This window comes from Cytobacillus sp. EB106-05-05-XG126 (genome assembly GCF_058791715.1).
The window spans coordinates 1-19,668 of record NZ_JBYTDU010000012.1; the positions used below are offsets into that span (position 1 = coordinate 1).

Consider the following 19,668-nt stretch of genomic DNA (forward strand, 5'->3'; position numbering starts at 1 on the left):
CCTAGGAGCCGCAGCTAGATTGGGCAGTTTGACCCCCACTTATCCTCCTTTGATTCCTCTGAGTCTTGAAGTGGGGGGCTTACTGCCCGTTAGACTGCGATAAAATTCACCTAAAAAAACAGGCTGCCCTCTTTGTGGCAGCCTGTTTCTATCATTAGCGTCTTCTGCGGTTTCTAAGGAACGCCGGTGTATCAAGTGACTCTTCCTGCGGGTCAGCCTGCACACGATAGTTATCCTGCACCGGTTCCCGATATTCCCGGGGCTCTCTGACCGGCCGGCGATTGCTTGGTTCTTCTGCATAATGATATGTATGTTCATATTCTTTTTCTACAGATGGTCTTGTACTCGGTTTCGCCCTTAACTCCTCTTGTTCATTGAAGCCGGTAGCGATAACCGTAACAAGAATTTCTTCCTTTAAGGAATCATTAATGACTGAACCAAAAATCATATTCACTTCTTCATCTGAAGCAGAAGCAACAATATCTGCAGCCTCCTGCACTTCATATAAGCTGATATTTGCTCCGCCTGTAATGTTCATGATAACGCCGCGGGCTCCGTTAATGGACGTTTCAAGCAGCGGGCTTGAAATGGCTTTACGGGCTGCTTCTGCCGCACGGTCCTCCCCAGTGGCAATTCCAATCCCCATCAGTGCTGTTCCTTTATGGGACATTACTGTTTTGACATCGGCAAAATCAAGATTGATTAAACCCGGAACGGCAATCAGGTCTGAAATGCCTTGAACGCCCTGGCGAAGAACATTATCAGCTTCCATAAACGCTTCAAGCATAGGTGTTTTCTTATCAATAATCTCCAATAAGCGATCATTTGGAATAATAATTAGCGTATCCACAGCTTTTTTCATGGCTTCGATGCCTGCATCAGCATTGGCTGCACGCTTGCGTCCTTCAAATTTGAAAGGGCGGGTTACGACACCAATGGTCAGTGCACCCACTTCACGTGCAATGCGTGCAATAGCAGGAGCAGCACCTGTTCCGGTTCCGCCGCCCATTCCGGCAGTAACGAATACCATGTCAGCACCCTTCAGCACTTCACGAAGCTGGCTTTCACTTTCCTCAGCTGCTTTTCTGCCCACTTCAGGATTAGCCCCAGCACCCAGGCCCCTTGTTAAGGCTGCACCGATTTGCATGGTTACTTCTGCCTTTGATTGATTTAGAGCTTGTCCATCTGTATTGACAGCGATAAACTCTACTCCCTCAACTCCATGTTCGATCATCCGATTTACAGCGTTATTCCCCCCGCCGCCGACTCCGATGACTTTGATCGTAGCGTATTGGTCTATATTTGTATCAAACTCCAGCATTGCGGCTCCTCCTTTTATTCAAATAGACTTGCATGATAGCTTTAAAAAAGAGAGTAACCTTAAAGGTTTACTCTCTTCTATTGTAAAGGCCTATATAAAAGAATTCGAGTGATTTATCTCTTTTTTGGGGAAATTTTCTTAAAATTTGGGTGGTAAATATTTCTGAAACAAAAACACCCCCCAGCTAGGCCAGGAGGTGTTGTGAATTGTTATTAGAACTTTCTTTCCGAAACTTCGATACGGTTGATCGCACGCTGTAGTGCAAGCTCTGCACGGCGGAAATCAATGTTTTCACGCTTCTGCTCATTCAGGCGCTGTTCAGCACGCTGCTTGGCGCGAACGGCACGCTCTACATCAATTTCATCTGCCTGTTCAGCAGATTGCGCTAAAATCGTTACCTGCTCCGGACGGACTTCAAGGAATCCGCCGCTTACTGCGACGAAATCAGTTTTTCCGCCGTTTTTTAAACGAACGGCTCCAATTTGTAACGGTGCAACCATTGGAATGTGTCCAGGTAAAATTCCAAGCTCACCGCTTTGAGCTTTTGTGCTTACCATTTCCACATCTGATTCATACACCGGGCCATCGGGAGTAACAACACTGACTTTAATCGTCTTCATTTTTTACCCTCCTGGTCCAGAATTAGACCTCTACGCCCATTTTCTTTGCACTCTCGATTACTTCTTCGATTCGGCCGACAAGTCGGAATGCATCTTCTGGCAGGTGGTCGTACTTGCCTTCAAGAATATCTTTGAAGCCTTTAACTGTTTCTTTAACAGGTACGTATGAACCTGGCTGGCCAGTAAACTGCTCAGCAACGTGGAAGTTTTGAGATAAGAAGAACTGGATACGGCGCGCACGTGCTACGATTAGCTTGTCTTCATCAGAAAGCTCATCCATACCAAGGATCGCAATGATATCCTGAAGTTCTCTGTAACGCTGTAATGTCTGCTGTACTTGGCGTGCAACTGAGTAGTGCTCTTCGCCAACGATTTCCGGTGACAATGCACGGGAAGTGGAAGCAAGTGGATCCACCGCAGGGTAGATACCCATCTCAGAAAGCTTACGCTCAAGGTTAGTTGTTGCATCTAAGTGGGCGAAAGTTGTAGCCGGAGCCGGATCCGTATAGTCATCGGCTGGTACGTAAATCGCCTGGATGGACGTAACAGAACCTACGTTAGTAGATGTGATACGTTCCTGTAATTTACCCATTTCAGTGGCAAGTGTCGGCTGGTAACCAACGGCAGATGGCATACGGCCTAATAGGGCTGAAACCTCTGAACCTGCCTGTGTGAAACGGAAGATGTTATCCATGAAGAAAAGAACGTCCTGTCCCTGGTCATCACGGAAGAATTCTGCCATAGTCAAACCAGTCAGGGCAACACGCATACGCGCTCCCGGCGGCTCGTTCATCTGGCCGAATACCATCGCTGTTTTCTTGATAACGCCTGAATCCGTCATTTCATGATAAAGGTCATTACCTTCACGCGTACGCTCTCCAACACCGGCGAATACGGAAATACCGCCGTGCTCCTGAGCGATGTTATTGATCAATTCCTGGATTAAAACGGTTTTACCTACACCGGCACCACCGAATAGACCGATCTTACCACCTTTAATGTATGGAGCAAGAAGGTCTACTACCTTAATTCCAGTTTCAAGGATTTCTACTTCAGTAGAAAGCTGCTCAAACTTAGGAGCCTCTCTGTGGATAGAATCACGACGGGCATCTGCAGCGATTGCAGGATCTAAGTCGATTGATTCACCAAGCACGTTAAATACACGTCCAAGTGTTACATCACCTACTGGTACAGAGATAGGAGCACCCGAGTCAACAACTTCACTTCCGCGCTGTAAGCCGTCAGTAGAAGACATTGCGATGGTGCGGACTGTATCATCACCTAAATGAAGGGCAACTTCAAGGGTTAAGTTGATGTCAACTTCAGATTCGTTACGCGCTGGGTTTGTAACAGTCAATGCATTATAGATCTCAGGAAGCTGGCCGCTTTCGAACTTTACGTCAACAACCGGACCCATAACTTGAAGAACGCGTCCTTTGTTCATCTTTTTCCCTCCTCTTTCATTTCACGTAATGGGAGAGTACAGGCAGCACCCGTTCTCCGCATTTCGTTTGTGTCTAGCTCCAGCGCCTAGCCCCTCGAGGTCATAAGCCAATCCCTTCCGGAAGGAAAGAACACCTTCCAAAAGGGCTCGTCTTATGCTTGTCGGGCCTGACCGAGGCGCTTCCGCTTTTCGTTTTTATTCTAACGCGGCTGCTCCGCCGACGATTTCGGTAATTTCCTGCGTGATGGCTGCCTGACGTGCACGGTTGTAGCTTAGGCTTAACGAGTTGATAAGCTCTTTAGCGTTATCCGTTGCATTCTGCATCGCTGTCATCCTTGCAGCATGTTCACTTGCCTTACTGTCTAAAAGCGCTCCGTAGATTAAGCTTTCAGCGTATTGAGGCAGCAATACTTTTAAAATTTCTTCAGCGGAAGGTTCAAACTCATAAGATGTAAGCTTTTTCGAGCTGGAGATATCCGTAAGCGGAAGAAGCTTCTTCTCTGTTACATCCTGTTGAATCGCGCTGACATAATGGCTGTAGTACATATATAATTCATCAAATGTCTCATCAGCGAACATGCCAACTGTTTTGCTGGCAATATCCTTGATTTCAGCAAATGCAGGCTGGTCCGCAACAGCAACAATATCCAGAATGACGTTCATATTGCGCTTTCTGAAAAAGTCACGGCCCACACGTCCAACTGCAATGATTGCATACTCATCCGGTGATTTATGGCGCTTTTGAATTGTCTGGTAGACATTTCGCAAAACGTTACTGTTATAAGCTCCCGCAAGTCCGCGGTCAGAAGTGATTACGAGGTAACCAGTTTTCTTGACTGGGCGGCTGGTCAGCATTGGATGTGAGACATCTTTGCTTCCCAAAGCGATGCTTGCCGTAACTTCCTGGATCTTCTCCATATAAGGCACGAATGACCTTGCATTCATTTCCGCCTTATTCATTTTCGCAGCCGATACCATCTGCATTGCTTTTGTAATTTGACTCGTTTTCTTCGTAGAAGTTATACGATTTTTTATATCGCGTAATGATGCCACAGGTTCTCACCACCCTTATTCAGATTAGGCCAGCTGCAGCGCCTAGCCCCTCGAGGTCATAAGCCAATCCCTTCCGGAAGTAAGGAACACCTTCCTGCAGGGCTCGTCTTATGCTTGTCGGGGCTGACCAAGGCGCTTCCGCTTTTTATTGTTTGTCAGAACCGAATTGAGCTGCTTAGATGGGGAGCACTTCCCCATCCAGGCAATCTCCATTATTCGGATACTGCGAAAGTTTTCTTAAAGTCGTTAATCGCAGATGCCATATCGTCATCAGAAGGAAGTTCTTTTGTAGTCACGATATGGTCTAACAAATCTTTGCGGTTATGGTCTAACCATGAAAGGAATTCAGATTCGAAACGACGAATATCCTGTACAGGAATGTCATCTAAGAAGCCGCGAGTTAGAGCGTAAAGGATTGCAACCTGCTTCTCAACTTTTAACGGCTTGTTAAGATCCTGCTTTAGAACCTCTACTGTACGGGCACCACGGTTAAGTTTAGCCTGTGTTGCTTTATCAAGGTCAGAACCGAACTGGGCAAATGATTCAAGTTCACGGTATGAAGCAAGGTCAAGACGCAGTGTACCTGCAACCTTTTTCATTGCTTTGATCTGTGCAGATCCACCTACACGTGATACAGAAAGACCTGCGTTGATCGCCGGACGTACACCGGAGAAGAATAGGTCAGACTGAAGGAAAATTTGTCCGTCAGTGATTGAGATAACGTTTGTCGGAATGTAAGCAGAAACATCTCCTGCTTGTGTTTCGATAAATGGAAGCGCAGTGATTGAACCTGCACCTTTCGCATCGCTTAGCTTCGCAGCGCGCTCTAATAAACGGCTGTGCAAGTAGAATACGTCCCCTGGATATGCTTCACGGCCTGGAGGACGGCGCAATAGCAATGAAAGCTCACGGTAAGCAGAAGCTTGCTTTGTTAAGTCATCATACACAACAAGAACGTGCTTGCCGTTGTACATGAACTCTTCACCCATTGTTACACCAGCGTAAGGAGCCAGGTATAGCATTGGAGCAGGCTGTGATGCAGATGCTGTTACAACGATTGTGTAATCAAGCGCACCTTGCTTACGAAGTGTTTCTACTGCATTACGAACTGTAGATTCTTTTTGTCCGATTGCCACATAGATACATACCATATCCTGGTCTTTTTGGTTCAGGATTGTATCGATTGCAACGGATGTTTTACCTGTTTGACGGTCACCGATGATTAACTCACGCTGTCCGCGGCCGATTGGAACAAGTGCGTCAATCGCCTTGATTCCTGTTTGAAGCGGCTCGTGTACGGATTTACGATCCATAACACCTGGTGCCGGGCTTTCAATCGGACGTGATTTTGTTGTGTTAATTGGTCCCATGCCATCTACTGGCTGTCCTAGAGGGTTTACGACGCGGCCGATTAGTTCTTCACCAACCGGTACCTCCATGATGCGGCCCGTACGGCGTACTTCATCGCCTTCACGGATTTCTGTAAATGGTCCTAAAATGATAATACCGACGTTATTTTCTTCAAGGTTTTGTGCCATACCCATAACGCCGTTTGAAAATTCAACAAGTTCTCCAGCCATGACATTGTCGAGGCCATGAGCACGAGCGATACCGTCACCAACAGAGATAACCGTACCTACATCACTCACTTGAATTTCCGACTGATAGTTTTCGATTTGCTTTTTTATCAGCGCACTGATTTCTTCAGCATTGATGCTCATGAGTTTCACCCCTATCTACGAATCTTAGCCTAACAATTGACGTTCAAGACGCTCTAGCTTCCCGCGCAAGCTGCCGTCGAAAATCCGGTTTCCGATTCGAAGCTTGATGCCGCCGAGCAAGTTAGTATCAACTATATTGTCAATACGAAGTGATTTTTTCCCAACCTTAGCTGCAAATGACACAGACAATGCTTCCTTCTCTGCTTCAGATAGCGGACGGACAGTGTATACTTTTGCATCCGCGATTCCTTTTTTGTCATTCGCAAGGCTTATAAAATGATCTGCCACATCAGAGATATGATCCTCACGGTGGCGTTCAATTAATATCATTAACGTGTTTAGTACAAACGTGTTCACAGATGCAAATGCTTCTTTTAAAATCTCTTTTTTCTTCTCAATTGAAAGCTTTGGAGATTTCAAAACAGACTTTAAATCTGAGTTATGGTTTACTACTTCTTTCACTGCACGAAGCTCTTCTTCCATTTGGTCAAGAAGCTGGTGTTCATTCGCAAGCTGGAAAAGAGCCAACGCGTAGCGCTTTGCTACTGTGGAGCCCGTCATCGCTTTTCTCCTGCCTCTTGAATGTATTCATTGATCAGCTTTTCCTGATCAGCTGCACTTAGTTCCTTCTCGATAACCTTGGAAGCAATTAGGACAGACAATGAAGCGACCTGCTCGCGGATAGCGGCAACCGCCTGTTCTTTCTGCTGCTCGATTTCAAGCTTTGCAGATTCCTTAATGCGCTCAGACTCAGTGCGGGCAGCCGCAACGATCTCCTCACGCTGCACATCGCCTTGTTTCTTCGCATTTTCAATAAGGCCCTGTGCTTCTGTACGCGCTTCTTTTAAAAGATTTCTTTGCTCTTCTAAAAGTTTCTTTGCTTCTGTACGGCTTTCTTCAGCCGCTTGAATTTCACCGGCAATGTGCTCTTCACGCTGCTGCATAATGCCCATTAACGGACCCCACGCGAATTTTTTCAGCAATGCCAACAAGATAATGAACATGACCAGCTGGAACAAAATGTCCCCGCCGTTAAAACCGCCGCCTGCAGCGCCTAATACTAGACTGTTTGTTAACACCCTCGATTCACTCCCTTCAAGAGTTGTTCCACTTATGAAACGGAGTCATATGCATGATTCCGAATTAGTTTACGGTAAAAAGACATAAAGGAATGGCGAAGGTTCATGGAATGATCTTCGCCATTTTTGAACGATTGGTACAGTATTAATTAACCGCCGATAACCATGAACGCGATAACAACGCCAATGATCGGAACGGCCTCAACTAGTGCTACCCCGATGAACATTGTAGTTTGAAGCATACCGCGAGCTTCTGGCTGGCGAGCCATACCTTCAACTGTTTTTGATACGATAAGACCGTTACCGATACCGGCACCTAGTGCTGCTAAACCGATTGCAATTGCTGCTGCTAAAAGACCCATTATTGAGTTCCTCCTTAAATTGTATGAAAATTTATTTGTTTAAAATGTTTTGTCCATAAAATGAACAGGTATATATTAATGGTCCTGGCTCACTTTGTGTGCCATATAAACCATTGTTAACATACAGAAAATGAATGCCTGGATAGATCCGACAAAGATTGAGAATCCCTGCCATACGAGTGTTGGTATAACTGCGGCAAGCATTCCGCCTATACCGGCATGTGCGAGTCCTCCGACTAGCAACGTCAGCAGGATTTCACCCGCGTAGATGTTACCGTAGAGACGAAGTCCCAATGTCAGAGTGTTTGCAAACTCTTCAATGATTTTCAATGGGAACAAGAAAGGCATTGGCCTGATAAAATCCCGGCCGTATTCTCCTACTCCTTTAAGCTTTACGCCATAGTAATGCGAAAGCCCGACTACCATTGCCGCTAATGTTAAGGTGATAACAGGATCGGCTGTTGGCGATTTCCACCATAAAGTGTGATCATAAGTGATCGCAAACGGAAGTCCGAGCATGTTTGAAACAAAAATATACATGATCAGGGTTAATCCAAGGATATGGAATCTTCCGCCTGTCTTCCAGTCCATCGTACTGTTAATGATATTCTTAACAAAATCCATAACCCATTCGAAGAAGTTTTGCATCCCCGTTGGTTTCATGGCCAATCGACGGGTTGAAAGCAAAGCAATAATGAAGACAATAGCACTTGCCACTGTAATCATCAGTACGTTTGATAAGTTAAAATTCAATCCTAAAAAGTCCACTATAGGAGCTTCATGATGCAATAGTGTTCACCTCTCTTCCCGCTATTTACGTAAATGAAAAGATTGAAGAAAATAATCTATCATAATGACAATATAGGATGTCATTAATCCAAATACCACACTGATCAGATGCATCTTTTCAGGATATTCCAGAGCGATCATGACAGCAAATACTGCTGTAGCCATCCTGGATACCGTTCCAAGTGAACGCACCTTCTCGCCTCTCTCGACCGCCTCTCCAAATTGCAGCGCCTTCCGTGAAATAAGCCACAAATTGAACAGACTTAAGCTTGTACCAAAGATCAAGCCAAGAAAAATAGATTGATAAGGTGTAAAACCCCAGCCGAGAACATATACAGACAACAAAAGGAATATGTAATTTCGCTGTCTCTGAAAAGTTGCTTTGATTTCCGGCATGATGTTCATTCTCCTGTGAAAAAATGTTGGATTAGGCGAAGCATGGCGTAAATCCCGGCGCCCAGCCCAATGAACAAGCCGATTAAAAGGAATAAAGGCTCAGTTCCTGCCTTGGTGTCGAGCCATCTTCCAGCAAAAATGCCAATGAGCGTGGAACCTACTAACTGGGAAAGAATGGCGGACATTAAGGCCATCGCCTTAAATGGGTTGCGGTCTTTTTGACGCATAAAAACGCATCCTCCCTTAAAGAGAATGGTAAGAGGGTTTGAGGCCGTAAATAAACATATAAACATCATGCAGAAGTGGGAAATATGTCTGCAAAAATATTTTGAAAACCCTATCATCTTTTACCCTTTGTAAGCATACAATAGGGCTTTGTCAATGTCAATGCGTTTGGAGTGAAAAAGTTCACAAACAAAAAGGTAAAAATATGGTATGTTCACATATTTATCACATTTAATTTTTGAATTTCTATTGAAAAAGGAGCGAGACTCTGCATCGCTCCTGAAAACGCTTTATTTCTACTTACTTGTACTCTCTTCTGATTCTGCTGAAGGCTCCGGGTCCCCCAGCTGGCCATCCGGTCTCACAAATAGATAAGTTTCGATCCAGTCTTCCCTTCCGGCCTTTTTGGCAAACACTTTTGCCAGGTACAGCCCAGGACCGGGCAGCTTTTCAGCAGGGATTTCCTGCAGCAGCTGCCCCTTGCCGGTATTTCTTTTCCAATCCAGAAATCCCATGAACCGGAGACTTTCCGAATCAAACATCGCAATTCCGAATTCTTCCGCCCCGCCAGGCAGATACACCTCATAGCGATACGTGGCTGGCTTATCTCCTTTGCCGATTCCGAATCCCATCACCCTTGGGTAATCAGGCTCTTCAAGCACATAGAGGTATGGAATATGAATACTCTCTGCACCTGCTTTCAATAGAAGGTACCCGTCATGGATCTTTTTCTGTAAAAGGGTCGGATCAGCTGACATTTTTATTTCGACCTTTTTCTTTTCACCCGGGTTCAATTGAATCGTCATAGGCATTTCCCAATTGATGCCCTGCTCCTTATAGGGTACGGAAAAGGAATAAGACTGCGTTTTTTCACTTATATTTTCAACCGTTATGAAACTGCTGTGGTCATGCAGCCTGTCTGCGATCTGAAATTTTCCGAATTGCATGGATGCCGGGAAGACAAGCGTTTCTGCTGTCAGCGCCTGATCAAGCTGTATCCTGCCGGCCCCCTGCTCATACGTTCTATATGTTTGTCCATCCGCGTTCTTAATAAGTTTAGCAGTATTCATAAGTGCCGCCTTGATTTGTTCCGGACCCCAGTCGGGGTGAGCCTGTTTGAGGATCGCACAAGCACCTGCTACATGCGGAGCGGCCATGCTTGTTCCCTGAAGCGGCAGGTAGCCGCCGGGAATGGTGCTATTTATGGCGACTCCCGGTGCCACGACATCCGGTTTAATTTCCCAAGTGGATGTAACAGGTCCGCGTGAGCTAAAGTCAGCCAGTATGTCCCTTTCTTCTATTATATAAGTCCGGGCAAGGAGCCTTCCTTCCTTCATGAGCTTCTTGAGCTCCTCTCCTTCTTGCTTTGAAAGCGCCGCTGCCGGAATGGGAACCTCGCTGTCCAAATTTCCGAAGAACCTGCCTTTTGTATTGTTATAGATAATGATACCCTCTGCTCCTGCTTCCATGGCATGGAAAGCTTTATCTGTAAACGTCAATTCCCCTCTTTCTATTAGTACTATTTTTCCTTCGGCATTCTTCAATTGATCCGGATGTCCAAGTCCTCCATCAATCATTTCATAGGAACGGTCAAATTCCCATTCCTTTGAACCCTGCAGCAGATCAAGGCGGATTTCACGTCCGTTTATGCTTAAAAATGGCACCTTTATTGTTGGTGTAGAGGCTCCGACAGAAATAGCCTTCGACGCTGTTCCCGGAGAACCGACCGTCCAAATATTCGGTCCCGAATTGCCTGATGAAGTGACAGCCGTTATTCCCTTTTCAACTGCTTTATTCAGGGCCATGCTTATCGGAAGGTCAGGCCCGTTTACGTTATTTCCCAATGAAAGGTTTAACACATCCACTTTATCCTTTATGGCCTGTTCGATGGCCGCAATCACCTGTTCTGTTGTTCCGCTTCCGCCTGGTCCAAGAGCCCTGTAGGCGATGATGGTTGCTTCAGGTGCGACCCCCTGGATCCTGCCATTTGCCGCAATGATGCCCGCGACATGAGTGCCGTGCAGTGTGCCTTGTCCCCCGGAAGCCTTTGTTTCCATCGGATCTCTATCATTATCCACCAAATCGCGACCGCCGCCATAGCTTCGCCGCAGGTCAGGATGATTATAATCAATGCCGGTGTCGATCACGCCTACTTTCACACCCTTGCCTGTAAGGCGCTGATTATTTTCATCATAATAGCCTCTGGCATTCAGGCCGCCAATCAGCTTAATATTGTCATTGGAATGAACATGATAGGTATTAACCGGTGAAACAGCAGAGACTGACTCTATTCTTTTCAGGCTTAGCAGTGCTGATGGCTTTCCTTTGACTGAAAAGCCGTTTAATGCCTGATTGAATGTATGCCTGATTTGCAGATCAGGATTTTGTTCTATCATTTGTTTTATTTCCTGTTCATTTTTTGGATCCTTCAGTACTACAATGGCCACTTTTTCTATATCAGGTGACTCTTCCGGTATAGGCGGGTGTGAAAGTGTCCGTGCTGAAACGGGAGTTTGACTCCAAAACAAGGATAAGACTGTTATGGACAGTAAGAATTTTTTCATTAGAAAACCCACCCTCTTTTTGTTTTAGGGTGGGCTGAATAGATGCCTTGTATGCGTAAATCTATATAATATTACGGCTAGTTCAAGGATTCATAAACAATATTGGCCACTTCTTTGGAAAGAGCGCCTGTGCTCCGGTATGATCCGCTTGGTAAAGGGCCATTGTTTTGTTTATTTGTCAGCAGGATAATCTGAAGGTTTTCCTCTGGATCGATAATAACCTGTGTTCCAGTAAAACCAGTATGGCCAAAAGCTTTTTCAGAATAGCGATCTCCCATATACCAGCTTTTATCCAGCTCCCAGCCATATCCCTGGCCAAAGCGCTGAGGAGAGGTAAAGGTATCAATCACTTCTTGATCATACATTTTTGTTTTCCCATATGTTCCGCCATTTAACATGGTCTGGCCCAATACGGCAAGGTCCCTTGCTGTCGAAAATAAACCGGCATGGCCTGCAACCCCTTTATTTCCATAAAAGCTATTCCCATCATTAACTTCTCCGACTAAGGTGTAATTTCTCCAGTATTTGAACATGTCCGGGCTTTCTTCAACATAGTACCCGAAATTAGGGTCATCAATCATTTTATACTCATAAGGATTTCCCCATGAGGTAGCTGCAATCTTTTTCTTGAAATGGTCCGGTGGAGTAAACATCGTATCATGCATTTTTAAGGGCTTATAAATATTTTCTTCTAAGTACTTATCCAATTTCTGTCCACTGATCTCTTCAATCAAAAAACCCAGCATCATAAAGCTAAAATCGCTATATCTTCTGTCCGTTCCTGTGGGATATTCAAGTGGCAGCTTGTTTATATAATTCAGCACCTCTTCAGAATTATCCGCGTAAAGGTATGTCGGCTTCCAGGGAGTTAAACCAGAGGTGTGTGTCAGAAGGTCAGCTACTGTAATATCCTGTTTCCCATGCTGGGCAAACTCTGGAATAAAATCAGATACCCTGTCATTTACTGAGAGTTCCCCATCATTGACAAGTTTCATAATGCCCTGGGTTGCTCCCATTACCTTCGTAACGGAAGCAAGGTCGAACATTGTTTTCTTTTTCATTTTTCTGGGGTTCTCGAGTAATTCCCCCATATCATACTTTTGTGCATATCCGTACGCTTCCTCTTTGACAATCTTCCCATCCTTGGCTACAAGAACGACTGCACCAGGTGTAACACCATCCGCAATAGCCTCTGTAACGGCTTTATCAATACCCTTCAATTTCTCCGGATCAAAGCCCGCCTTTTGCGGATGGGCTTGACTTAATTTTTGTCCGGACCGTTCCTTGGCATTCACGAAATTTCCAGAAAAAGCTGCAGAACTTAAAACTAATGTGAATACGATTAACAATAGCCTTAACCTTTTCAAATCTTCATCTCCTTTTAAAAAACTGACCAATATACAATATTCTGTATAATTAATTCTATCTATCTTCCAATTGATTATCAATATAGTTTTTAGTATTTTCAGAAAATAGTGCTTTAAGATTATAAAAAAAGCCATCAAATGAATGATGGCTTTCTCCCTTTATGTATTAAAACAGCTGATTCGGTTCCAGTTTTCCTTTTTGAATTAAATGGTCCCGCTTTTTATCTCTCCACATATCCGCTATAGTCGCGGCTATCAGTAATACTGTAAGCAGAATTCCTTTTCCTTCTGCCAGCTTAAATACCAGGGCGATAAAACCTTCAGACATGAAGGTTCCCATTAATGAACCCACAAGCATGATGATCCAGACAATCAATGCTCCTTCTAAAATGGCTAATGCTCTCATTTATTCGACCTCCCGGGTATATAAAATCATTATGCCAATACCCCGCAGACAGCAGTCTAAACGTTAATTTTGCAATTCGGGCATTCCTTTACTTTCCAAATATCTTCTGCCAGATGCTTTTGCTTTTTTCAGCCTCTAATGCACCGGCTACTTCTTCTACAGACTTTTGTGTCGCCATCAGTTTTTCATAGAGGGAAGTAACTTTTTCGCTCTCTTTTTCATAGCCTTGTGCATGGGCATTTCTTAAATCTTCAATTGTGAGTTTCAGCTCGTGCACCTCATGTATCAGCTGTTTGTTTTGTTCCCTTATTTTATTTTGGGTAAGACGAGACTGCTCGTTTTGCTGAACAAGGAAGCTGACAAGCTTTTTCATATCTGTCAGTTCGGAATTCACATTCACAAGCGAGGTGGAGCTGCTTTCTTCCTCATCCTCCACAGTAATGATAACCGGAATTCCTGCATCCTCAAGCTTTGCTGTAACTTCCTCTTTTTTAAGCCCATCTGAATATAATTTCCGGATAAATTTAAGCTTTTCAATTTCGGAAGCCTGGATTTTATAGCGATTATGTTCCTTCCGATAATTTATGTATTCTGCATGTTCCTGCAAATAACGCTTTAAGCTATTCTCAGGTATGTCCGGAAGTGCCTCTTTAAGCTCCTTCATTGTCAAATACTGATTTGCCAACGTCCTTCAGCACCTTTCTTGGTATCTTGCCGATCACCCAGCTCCTGCCGGGCATTACCCATGACTAACCACCTAACCGCCAACAAAACCACCATGGTCATTTTCTGCGGTTAATGATGTCATTTCTACCGCCATTTCTTTAACCATGAGTACGTCATTTGATCACTCTAAACTCTTTGGAAACGTGGATATATCAACATTTTGGAAACAACCATCCAACCATCAACCTGTTAACCGCTTACTATTTCTGTTTATATCTGCTTTCTGTTTCTTCTATACTCTATCATAACTTTTCCAGCTTTACGGGGAAAGAGACTTTTAACATAAAAATAAAATAGATTTCTCTGTTCAATTTCAACCATCCAACCACCAACATATCAACCATGTTGTTTTTCAGGTAATGAGGCCCGCTTCTCCCCTCCCCTTTTTGAAAATAGAACAGAAAAATGCACCTCGACTTAAGAGAGGTGCATTTCTATTAGTTTTGCGGTTTATATTCTTCCGGCCGATCATTCGTCTGTTTAAAATGGTAGCGGATAGCATCGCAAATTCTCCTGGAAGCATTTCCGTCTCCATATGGGTTTACAGATTTAGCCATTTTTTCATAAGCTGCCCCATCAGTCAGAAGTTCCATTGCCAGTTCGTAAATTGGCTGTTCCTCAATGCCGGCAAGCTTAAGGGTACCGGCTTCAATTCCTTCAGGCCTTTCCGTTGTATCACGAAGAACAAGGACAGGCACACCAAGTGATGGTGCTTCTTCCTGAACTCCGCCTGAATCGGTCAGAATCAGATGAGCTCTTGAAGCAAAGTTATGGAAATCAATAACGTCAAGCGGCTCAATCAGATGAATGCGGCTATTGCTGCCAAGGATTTCTGATGCGATCTCCCGTACAGCAGGGTTCATATGAACGGGATATACGACTTGTATATCTTTCTGTTCTTCCACCAGCCTTTTAATAGCCTTGAACATGTTCCGCATCGGCTCACCCAGATTTTCACGGCGGTGTGCAGTTAGTAATACAAGGCGGTCATCGCCGATTTTCTCAAGGACTTCATGATGATACGTATCTTTAACCGTTGTTTTAAGCGCATCTATTGCCGTGTTTCCAGTGATGAATATACTGTCGGTCTTTTTATTCTCATTTAAGAGGTTTTCAGCTGACTTCGATGTTGGCGAGAAGTGCAGATCAGCCATGACACCTGTTAGCTGCCGATTCATTTCCTCAGGGAATGGAGAGTATTTATTCCATGTGCGCAGTCCCGCTTCCACATGGCCGACGACAATCTGATTATAGAAAGCGGCAAGGCTTGCAATAAACGTTGTAGTGGTATCACCGTGCACAAGCACGATATCCGGCTTTACTTCCTTCATGATCTTATCAAGGCCCTCAAGTCCGCGTGTAGTCACATCCACCAGTGTCTGGCGGTCTTTCATGATATTCAGGTCATATTTGGGTGTGACCTTAAATATATTTAATACCTGATCAAGCATTTCGCGATGCTGTGCCGTCACGGTCACAATCGATTCAAAATGCTCAGGGTATTTTTGAAGTTCAAGAACAAGAGGGGCCATTTTAATGGCTTCAGGCCTTGTCCCGAAAATCGTCATTACTTTAATCGGACGATTCATTCAGAGCACCTTCCTTTATGAAAAGATATTTTCAATCTTTTTGTCTGTTCGCTGCTGCTGATATTATTTCGTTCCGAATAAACGGTCGCCTGCATCGCCCAAACCAGGGACGATATAGCCTTTTTCGTTCAATTTTTCGTCTAATGCTGCAATGTAGATGTCAACGTCAGGGTGAGCTTCCTTCACAGCTTCTACGCCTTCAGGAGCTGCAATCAGGCACATGAATTTAATGTTTTTGCCTCCGCGCTTTTTAAGAGAATGGATGGCTTCAACCGCAGAGCCGCCCGTTGCAAGCATAGGGTCAACTACGATGAAATCTCTTTCTTCAACATCACTTGGAAGCTTCACATAGTATTCAACCGGCTGCAGGGTTTCCGGGTCACGGTACAAACCGATATGGCCCACTTTTGCAGCTGGAATCAGCTTCAGGATGCCGTCAACCATTCCAATTCCCGCACGCAGAATTGGAATGATCCCTATCTTTTTACCTGCAAGCACATTGGACTTCATCGTGCTGACTGGTGTATCAATTGTGATTTCTTCTAAAGGCATATCGCGGGTAATTTCGAATGCCATCAATGTTGCCACTTCATCGACAAGCTCGCGGAATTCCTTTGTTCCCGTACTCTTTTCACGAATGTATGTAAGCTTATGCTGAATTAATGGATGGTCAAAAACGTAAACCTTTGCCATGATTATCTCTCCTTTTCATTATGCAGATTAGTCGAACCACACTTCGTCTAATTTTACAGAAAAACAATTCCATCGGCAACTATGATTCGTATTTGTAAAAGAAAAGTCATTATTACATAGAAAAACCGGCCTCAAGCTGAGACCGGCTGATTGATTAATGTTCTGGATATAAAGTGAAGCTGCCTGTTAGGGCTTCTACGCGCTGAGCCGCTTCTTGAAGCTTCCCTTCATCTTCGTGATTTTTAAGTGTGAAGGCAATGATGGATGCAATTTCCTTCATTTCCTTTTCACCAAATCCGCGGGATGTAACAGCCGCTGTACCGATACGGATGCCGCTTGTGACAAATGGGCTTTCCGGATCGAAAGGAATCGTGTTTTTGTTGACTGTAATGCCGACCTCATCAAGGACTTTCTCAGCTACTTTCCCTGTTAGGCCAAGGGAGCGGAGATCAACCAGCAGCAAATGGTTGTCTGTACCCTGTGATACAAGATCAATTCCTTCAGCCTGCAATGCTTCAGCCAGCTTTTTGGCATTCGAAATGATATTGCCTGCATAGGTTTTGAAATCATCCTGAAGTGCTTCGCCGAAGGCAACCGCTTTTGCCGCAATGACGTGCATTAAAGGACCGCCCTGGATTCCAGGGAAAATGGATTTATCAATTTTCTTCGCATATTCTTCTTTGCAGAGAATCATGCCGCCGCGCGGTCCGCGCAATGTCTTATGAGTAGTCGTTGTAACAAAGTCTGCGAACGGAACCGGATTCTGATGAAGCCCAGCAGCTACAAGGCCTGCAATATGAGCCATATCAACCATCAGCATGGCACCGACTTCATCCGCAATTTCACGGAAACGCTTGAAGTCAATTTCACGCGGATAGGCACTTGCGCCCGCTACAATTAATTTCGGCTTAGATGTGCGGGCTTTTTCAAGAACATCTTCATAATCGATGCGATGTGTTTCTTTATCCACACCATATTCGACGAAATTGTACTGCACGCCGCTGAAGTTAACAGGGCTGCCGTGCGTTAAATGTCCGCCATGTGAGAGATTCATACCAAGAACAGTATCTCCCTGCTCTAAAACAGTGAAGTATACGGCCATGTTTGCCTGTGCACCTGAATGCGGCTGTACATTCACATGCTCTGCACCGAAAATTTCTTTCGCACGGTCACGGGCTAAATCTTCGACTACATCCACATGCTCACATCCGCCATAATAGCGGCGGCCCGGATAGCCTTCAGCATACTTGTTTGTTAAAACAGAACCCTGTGCTTCCATTACCGCTTCACTGACAAAGTTTTCAGAAGCGATTAATTCAATCTTTGTTCTCTGACGTCCTAATTCTTCTTGAATCGACTTGAAAACCTGCTCATCCTGCTGTGCTAAATGCTTCATAAGAATCCTCCCTTTTCTCCAACACACTTTTAATAAAGGAAAGCCTTCTAGGGCTCTCCATTTTTATGTATCGATCTTTTTGTGAAAATTCTTTTCTATTTTAGCATGTTTTCTTAAAAAGCGACAGGTACCTATACCAGTTTGGCAGATTGGTATGGGTACCTGTCACCATCCTTTTAATCCCAGTTCCAATAATCCTTCTCCCCAAGGTATGGAGCACGGATTTGTTTTTCTTTTTTAAGCTTTAATAGTTCTTTTACCGGGCCGGTAACCACTGCTCCATAGACAATGAATCCATTTTTCTTCAGGTATTGATGACGTTCTTTCAGATGGTCAAGACCGAGGAAGTTCTCATAATAGCTTTGAGATTCATTTTTTAAGAGACCCTCCATCTGTTTCAGCATCACCTTTTTATTTTCATCCATAAATTCCTCATTAAGGGCTAATTTCGATTCAGACATATAATCATCGCCTGCTTTCCTTCCTCCGGCCAAACCATAAATGGAAGTTAATTCAATTGAGTTTCCTCCGCTGCCGTAACCTGTCTTAAATTCTTTCAGTTCTCCTGTATAGAGCGGCATCCAAAGGACTTCCAGGTCATATGGCTTTAAAAGCTCCAGCAGTTCTTCCGGCTTCATGAATGACTGGGTGGAAAATGCCAGTTCCGCCACTGTCCCCTCGTGTATTTTTTCAAGAGAAGTCCAGACCGCAGGTTCCCCTTCAGCTGCCAGCCTTTTTCCGCTATTCGGATTTTCAGGCAGGGAAAAACGGTAAATGCTTTCATTTTGCGGCTGAAATTTCTGAATACTCAAGGTGGAATATGAATTTAATAGCCTTTTCTCAACCTTCACCTCTCCAATTGTCTGATACTCCTGGCCAATTTTCCGTGCGATCGGATAGGATATTTTCTGTGTCAGAAATGGCGTTACTTCTTTATTCATCATGCCTCCGAAATCCTCATGCATGTTTGGGTGCTTCCAATCCAGTGCCACCTTACTGTAAAAAGCATGCTTTCTTTCACTATTGGCAGCGTCTGAAAGTATATTTACGGCCATCATATATGCCCAGAAGAGAAACAAGCAGGCAGCGAGCACTTTAACCACTCTGAATGTTAAGGTAAACCGGTATTTAGCCATGATTTTCTTTTCGCGGTCTTTGTTCCAGTCAGTCATGTTCTTCCCTCCATTGTTCATCGGCAAGCTGAGCAAGCTTTTTCCGGGCCCGATGCAGTGTCACCTTTTCTGATAGATCCAATGTTTCCCGGATCTCACTATAGCTAAAAGACTCAAATTCTCTTAAATATAAAATAGAACGGTAATGTTCCGGCAGACAGCTTATTAGGTCTGCGACTTTTTCATTCGATTCTTTCTTTAGTGCTGAATCCTCAGGCATTCCGTAAGGGCTGGTCATTTCTCCCTTTGAAAATAAATAGCCGGCAAAAGGAATCTTATTTCTCCTTTGCCGTTTCCGCCATTCATCCAAATAAGCATTCCTGGCTACCTTAAAAAGCCATGCCCTTACATCTTCCTGTTTGTAGAATGAGAGAGAAACCGTTGCCTTAATAAATGTTTCCTGCGTTAGATCTTCAGCTGTTTCTTTAGAGCCTGACATCTTATATAAATAGTAATACAGCGGTCTGGCATAATGACGATATAAATCATCCAGCCGATCCCGCCTGCTCTCCTTCAACGGCTTCTCCCCCCTTTCTCACTAAAAGCTGCACTATATACACGTTCTTCCTTCTTGAATGTTACACGTTATATAAAAAAAGTGACAGGCACCTATACCAGTTTGCTTAAGTGGTATAGGTGCCTGTCACCCAAATGGCATGATGGGTTCGGACTCAGTATCAGCGATTTCTGCTTTCTCTGTCCGAAGTTGACCTGACTTCAGACTCTGAATCCTCGATTTCTACGT

General features: G+C 44.4%; 20 protein-coding genes. All 20 read right to left on the minus strand.

The window, feature by feature from the left end; all coding sequences use genetic code 11:
* Positions 1–154: 154 nt before the first annotated feature.
* The 20 genes from ftsZ to AC3WTL_RS20970 all read right to left on the minus strand — a co-directional run bounded on the left by ftsZ (position 155) and on the right by AC3WTL_RS20970 (position 19,440).
* Positions 155–1,321, minus strand: coding sequence for a cell division protein FtsZ (ftsZ, locus tag AC3WTL_RS20875; RefSeq protein WP_048007946.1), 1,167 nt, complete (start codon positions 1,319–1,321; stop codon positions 155–157).
* Between the two features lie 212 nt (positions 1,322–1,533).
* A complete protein-coding gene (locus tag AC3WTL_RS20880; RefSeq protein WP_035327916.1) occupies positions 1,534–1,941 on the minus strand; it encodes a F0F1 ATP synthase subunit epsilon in 408 nt (135 codons plus the stop codon).
* 22 nt (positions 1,942–1,963) lie between these two features.
* Positions 1,964–3,385, minus strand: coding sequence for a F0F1 ATP synthase subunit beta (atpD, locus tag AC3WTL_RS20885; RefSeq protein WP_048007945.1), 1,422 nt, complete (start codon positions 3,383–3,385; stop codon positions 1,964–1,966).
* Between the two features lie 195 nt (positions 3,386–3,580).
* Complete coding sequence (locus AC3WTL_RS20890) at positions 3,581–4,438, minus strand: F0F1 ATP synthase subunit gamma (protein WP_048007944.1); 858 nt, start codon at positions 4,436–4,438, stop codon at positions 3,581–3,583.
* A gap of 212 nt (positions 4,439–4,650) precedes the next feature.
* Positions 4,651–6,159 (minus strand): F0F1 ATP synthase subunit alpha, encoded by a 1,509-nt coding sequence (gene atpA / locus AC3WTL_RS20895; protein WP_035327926.1) that lies wholly within the window; start codon positions 6,157–6,159, stop codon positions 4,651–4,653.
* Positions 6,160–6,183: 24 nt separating this feature from the next.
* A complete protein-coding gene (locus tag AC3WTL_RS20900) occupies positions 6,184–6,720 on the minus strand; it encodes a F0F1 ATP synthase subunit delta (RefSeq protein WP_035327929.1) in 537 nt (178 codons plus the stop codon).
* Complete coding sequence (locus AC3WTL_RS20905) at positions 6,717–7,238, minus strand: F0F1 ATP synthase subunit B (RefSeq protein ID WP_048007943.1); 522 nt, start codon at positions 7,236–7,238, stop codon at positions 6,717–6,719. Before AC3WTL_RS20905 ends, AC3WTL_RS20900 begins: the two co-directional genes overlap by 4 nt.
* A gap of 149 nt (positions 7,239–7,387) precedes the next feature.
* On the minus strand, positions 7,388–7,600 hold the full coding sequence (atpE, locus tag AC3WTL_RS20910) for a F0F1 ATP synthase subunit C (protein ID WP_009332220.1): 213 nt from the start codon (positions 7,598–7,600) through the stop codon (positions 7,388–7,390).
* 75 nt (positions 7,601–7,675) lie between these two features.
* Complete coding sequence (gene atpB, locus AC3WTL_RS20915) at positions 7,676–8,389, minus strand: F0F1 ATP synthase subunit A (RefSeq protein ID WP_048007942.1); 714 nt, start codon at positions 8,387–8,389, stop codon at positions 7,676–7,678.
* Between the two features lie 21 nt (positions 8,390–8,410).
* Positions 8,411–8,785 (minus strand): ATP synthase subunit I, encoded by a 375-nt coding sequence (locus tag AC3WTL_RS20920; RefSeq protein WP_197217595.1) that lies wholly within the window; start codon positions 8,783–8,785, stop codon positions 8,411–8,413.
* A 5-nt stretch (positions 8,786–8,790) separates the two neighbouring features.
* Positions 8,791–9,012 (minus strand): AtpZ/AtpI family protein, encoded by a 222-nt coding sequence (locus AC3WTL_RS20925; protein WP_135149312.1) that lies wholly within the window; start codon positions 9,010–9,012, stop codon positions 8,791–8,793.
* 294 nt (positions 9,013–9,306) lie between these two features.
* Positions 9,307–11,574, minus strand: a complete 2,268-nt coding sequence (locus AC3WTL_RS20930) for a S8 family serine peptidase (protein ID WP_492369976.1) — start codon at positions 11,572–11,574, stop codon at positions 9,307–9,309.
* Positions 11,575–11,651: 77 nt separating this feature from the next.
* Positions 11,652–12,941, minus strand: a complete 1,290-nt coding sequence (locus AC3WTL_RS20935) for a serine hydrolase (protein ID WP_492369977.1) — start codon at positions 12,939–12,941, stop codon at positions 11,652–11,654.
* A 166-nt stretch (positions 12,942–13,107) separates the two neighbouring features.
* Positions 13,108–13,347 carry a hypothetical protein gene (locus tag AC3WTL_RS20940; RefSeq protein ID WP_222499241.1) on the minus strand — a complete coding sequence of 80 codons (240 nt, stop codon included), beginning with the start codon at positions 13,345–13,347 and terminating at the stop codon, positions 13,108–13,110.
* 88 nt (positions 13,348–13,435) lie between these two features.
* Positions 13,436–14,032, minus strand: a complete 597-nt coding sequence (locus AC3WTL_RS20945; protein WP_159344343.1) for a hypothetical protein — start codon at positions 14,030–14,032, stop codon at positions 13,436–13,438.
* Positions 14,033–14,510: 478 nt separating this feature from the next.
* Entirely contained in the window at positions 14,511–15,662 is a 1,152-nt protein-coding gene (gene wecB / locus AC3WTL_RS20950; RefSeq protein ID WP_492369978.1) for a non-hydrolyzing UDP-N-acetylglucosamine 2-epimerase, read from the minus strand.
* 63 nt (positions 15,663–15,725) lie between these two features.
* The gene (gene upp, locus AC3WTL_RS20955) at positions 15,726–16,355 is read right to left on the minus strand and encodes a uracil phosphoribosyltransferase (RefSeq protein ID WP_035327952.1); all 630 of its coding nucleotides are present in this window, start codon (positions 16,353–16,355) and stop codon (positions 15,726–15,728) included.
* A gap of 154 nt (positions 16,356–16,509) precedes the next feature.
* A complete protein-coding gene (gene glyA / locus AC3WTL_RS20960; RefSeq protein ID WP_197217584.1) occupies positions 16,510–17,751 on the minus strand; it encodes a serine hydroxymethyltransferase in 1,242 nt (413 codons plus the stop codon).
* A gap of 176 nt (positions 17,752–17,927) precedes the next feature.
* On the minus strand, positions 17,928–18,923 hold the full coding sequence (locus AC3WTL_RS20965) for an anti-sigma factor (RefSeq protein ID WP_492369979.1): 996 nt from the start codon (positions 18,921–18,923) through the stop codon (positions 17,928–17,930).
* On the minus strand, positions 18,916–19,440 hold the full coding sequence (locus AC3WTL_RS20970; protein WP_492369980.1) for a sigma-70 family RNA polymerase sigma factor: 525 nt from the start codon (positions 19,438–19,440) through the stop codon (positions 18,916–18,918). The genes AC3WTL_RS20965 and AC3WTL_RS20970 overlap by 8 nt, the downstream gene beginning before the upstream one ends.
* Between the last annotated feature and the right edge of the window lie 228 nt (positions 19,441–19,668).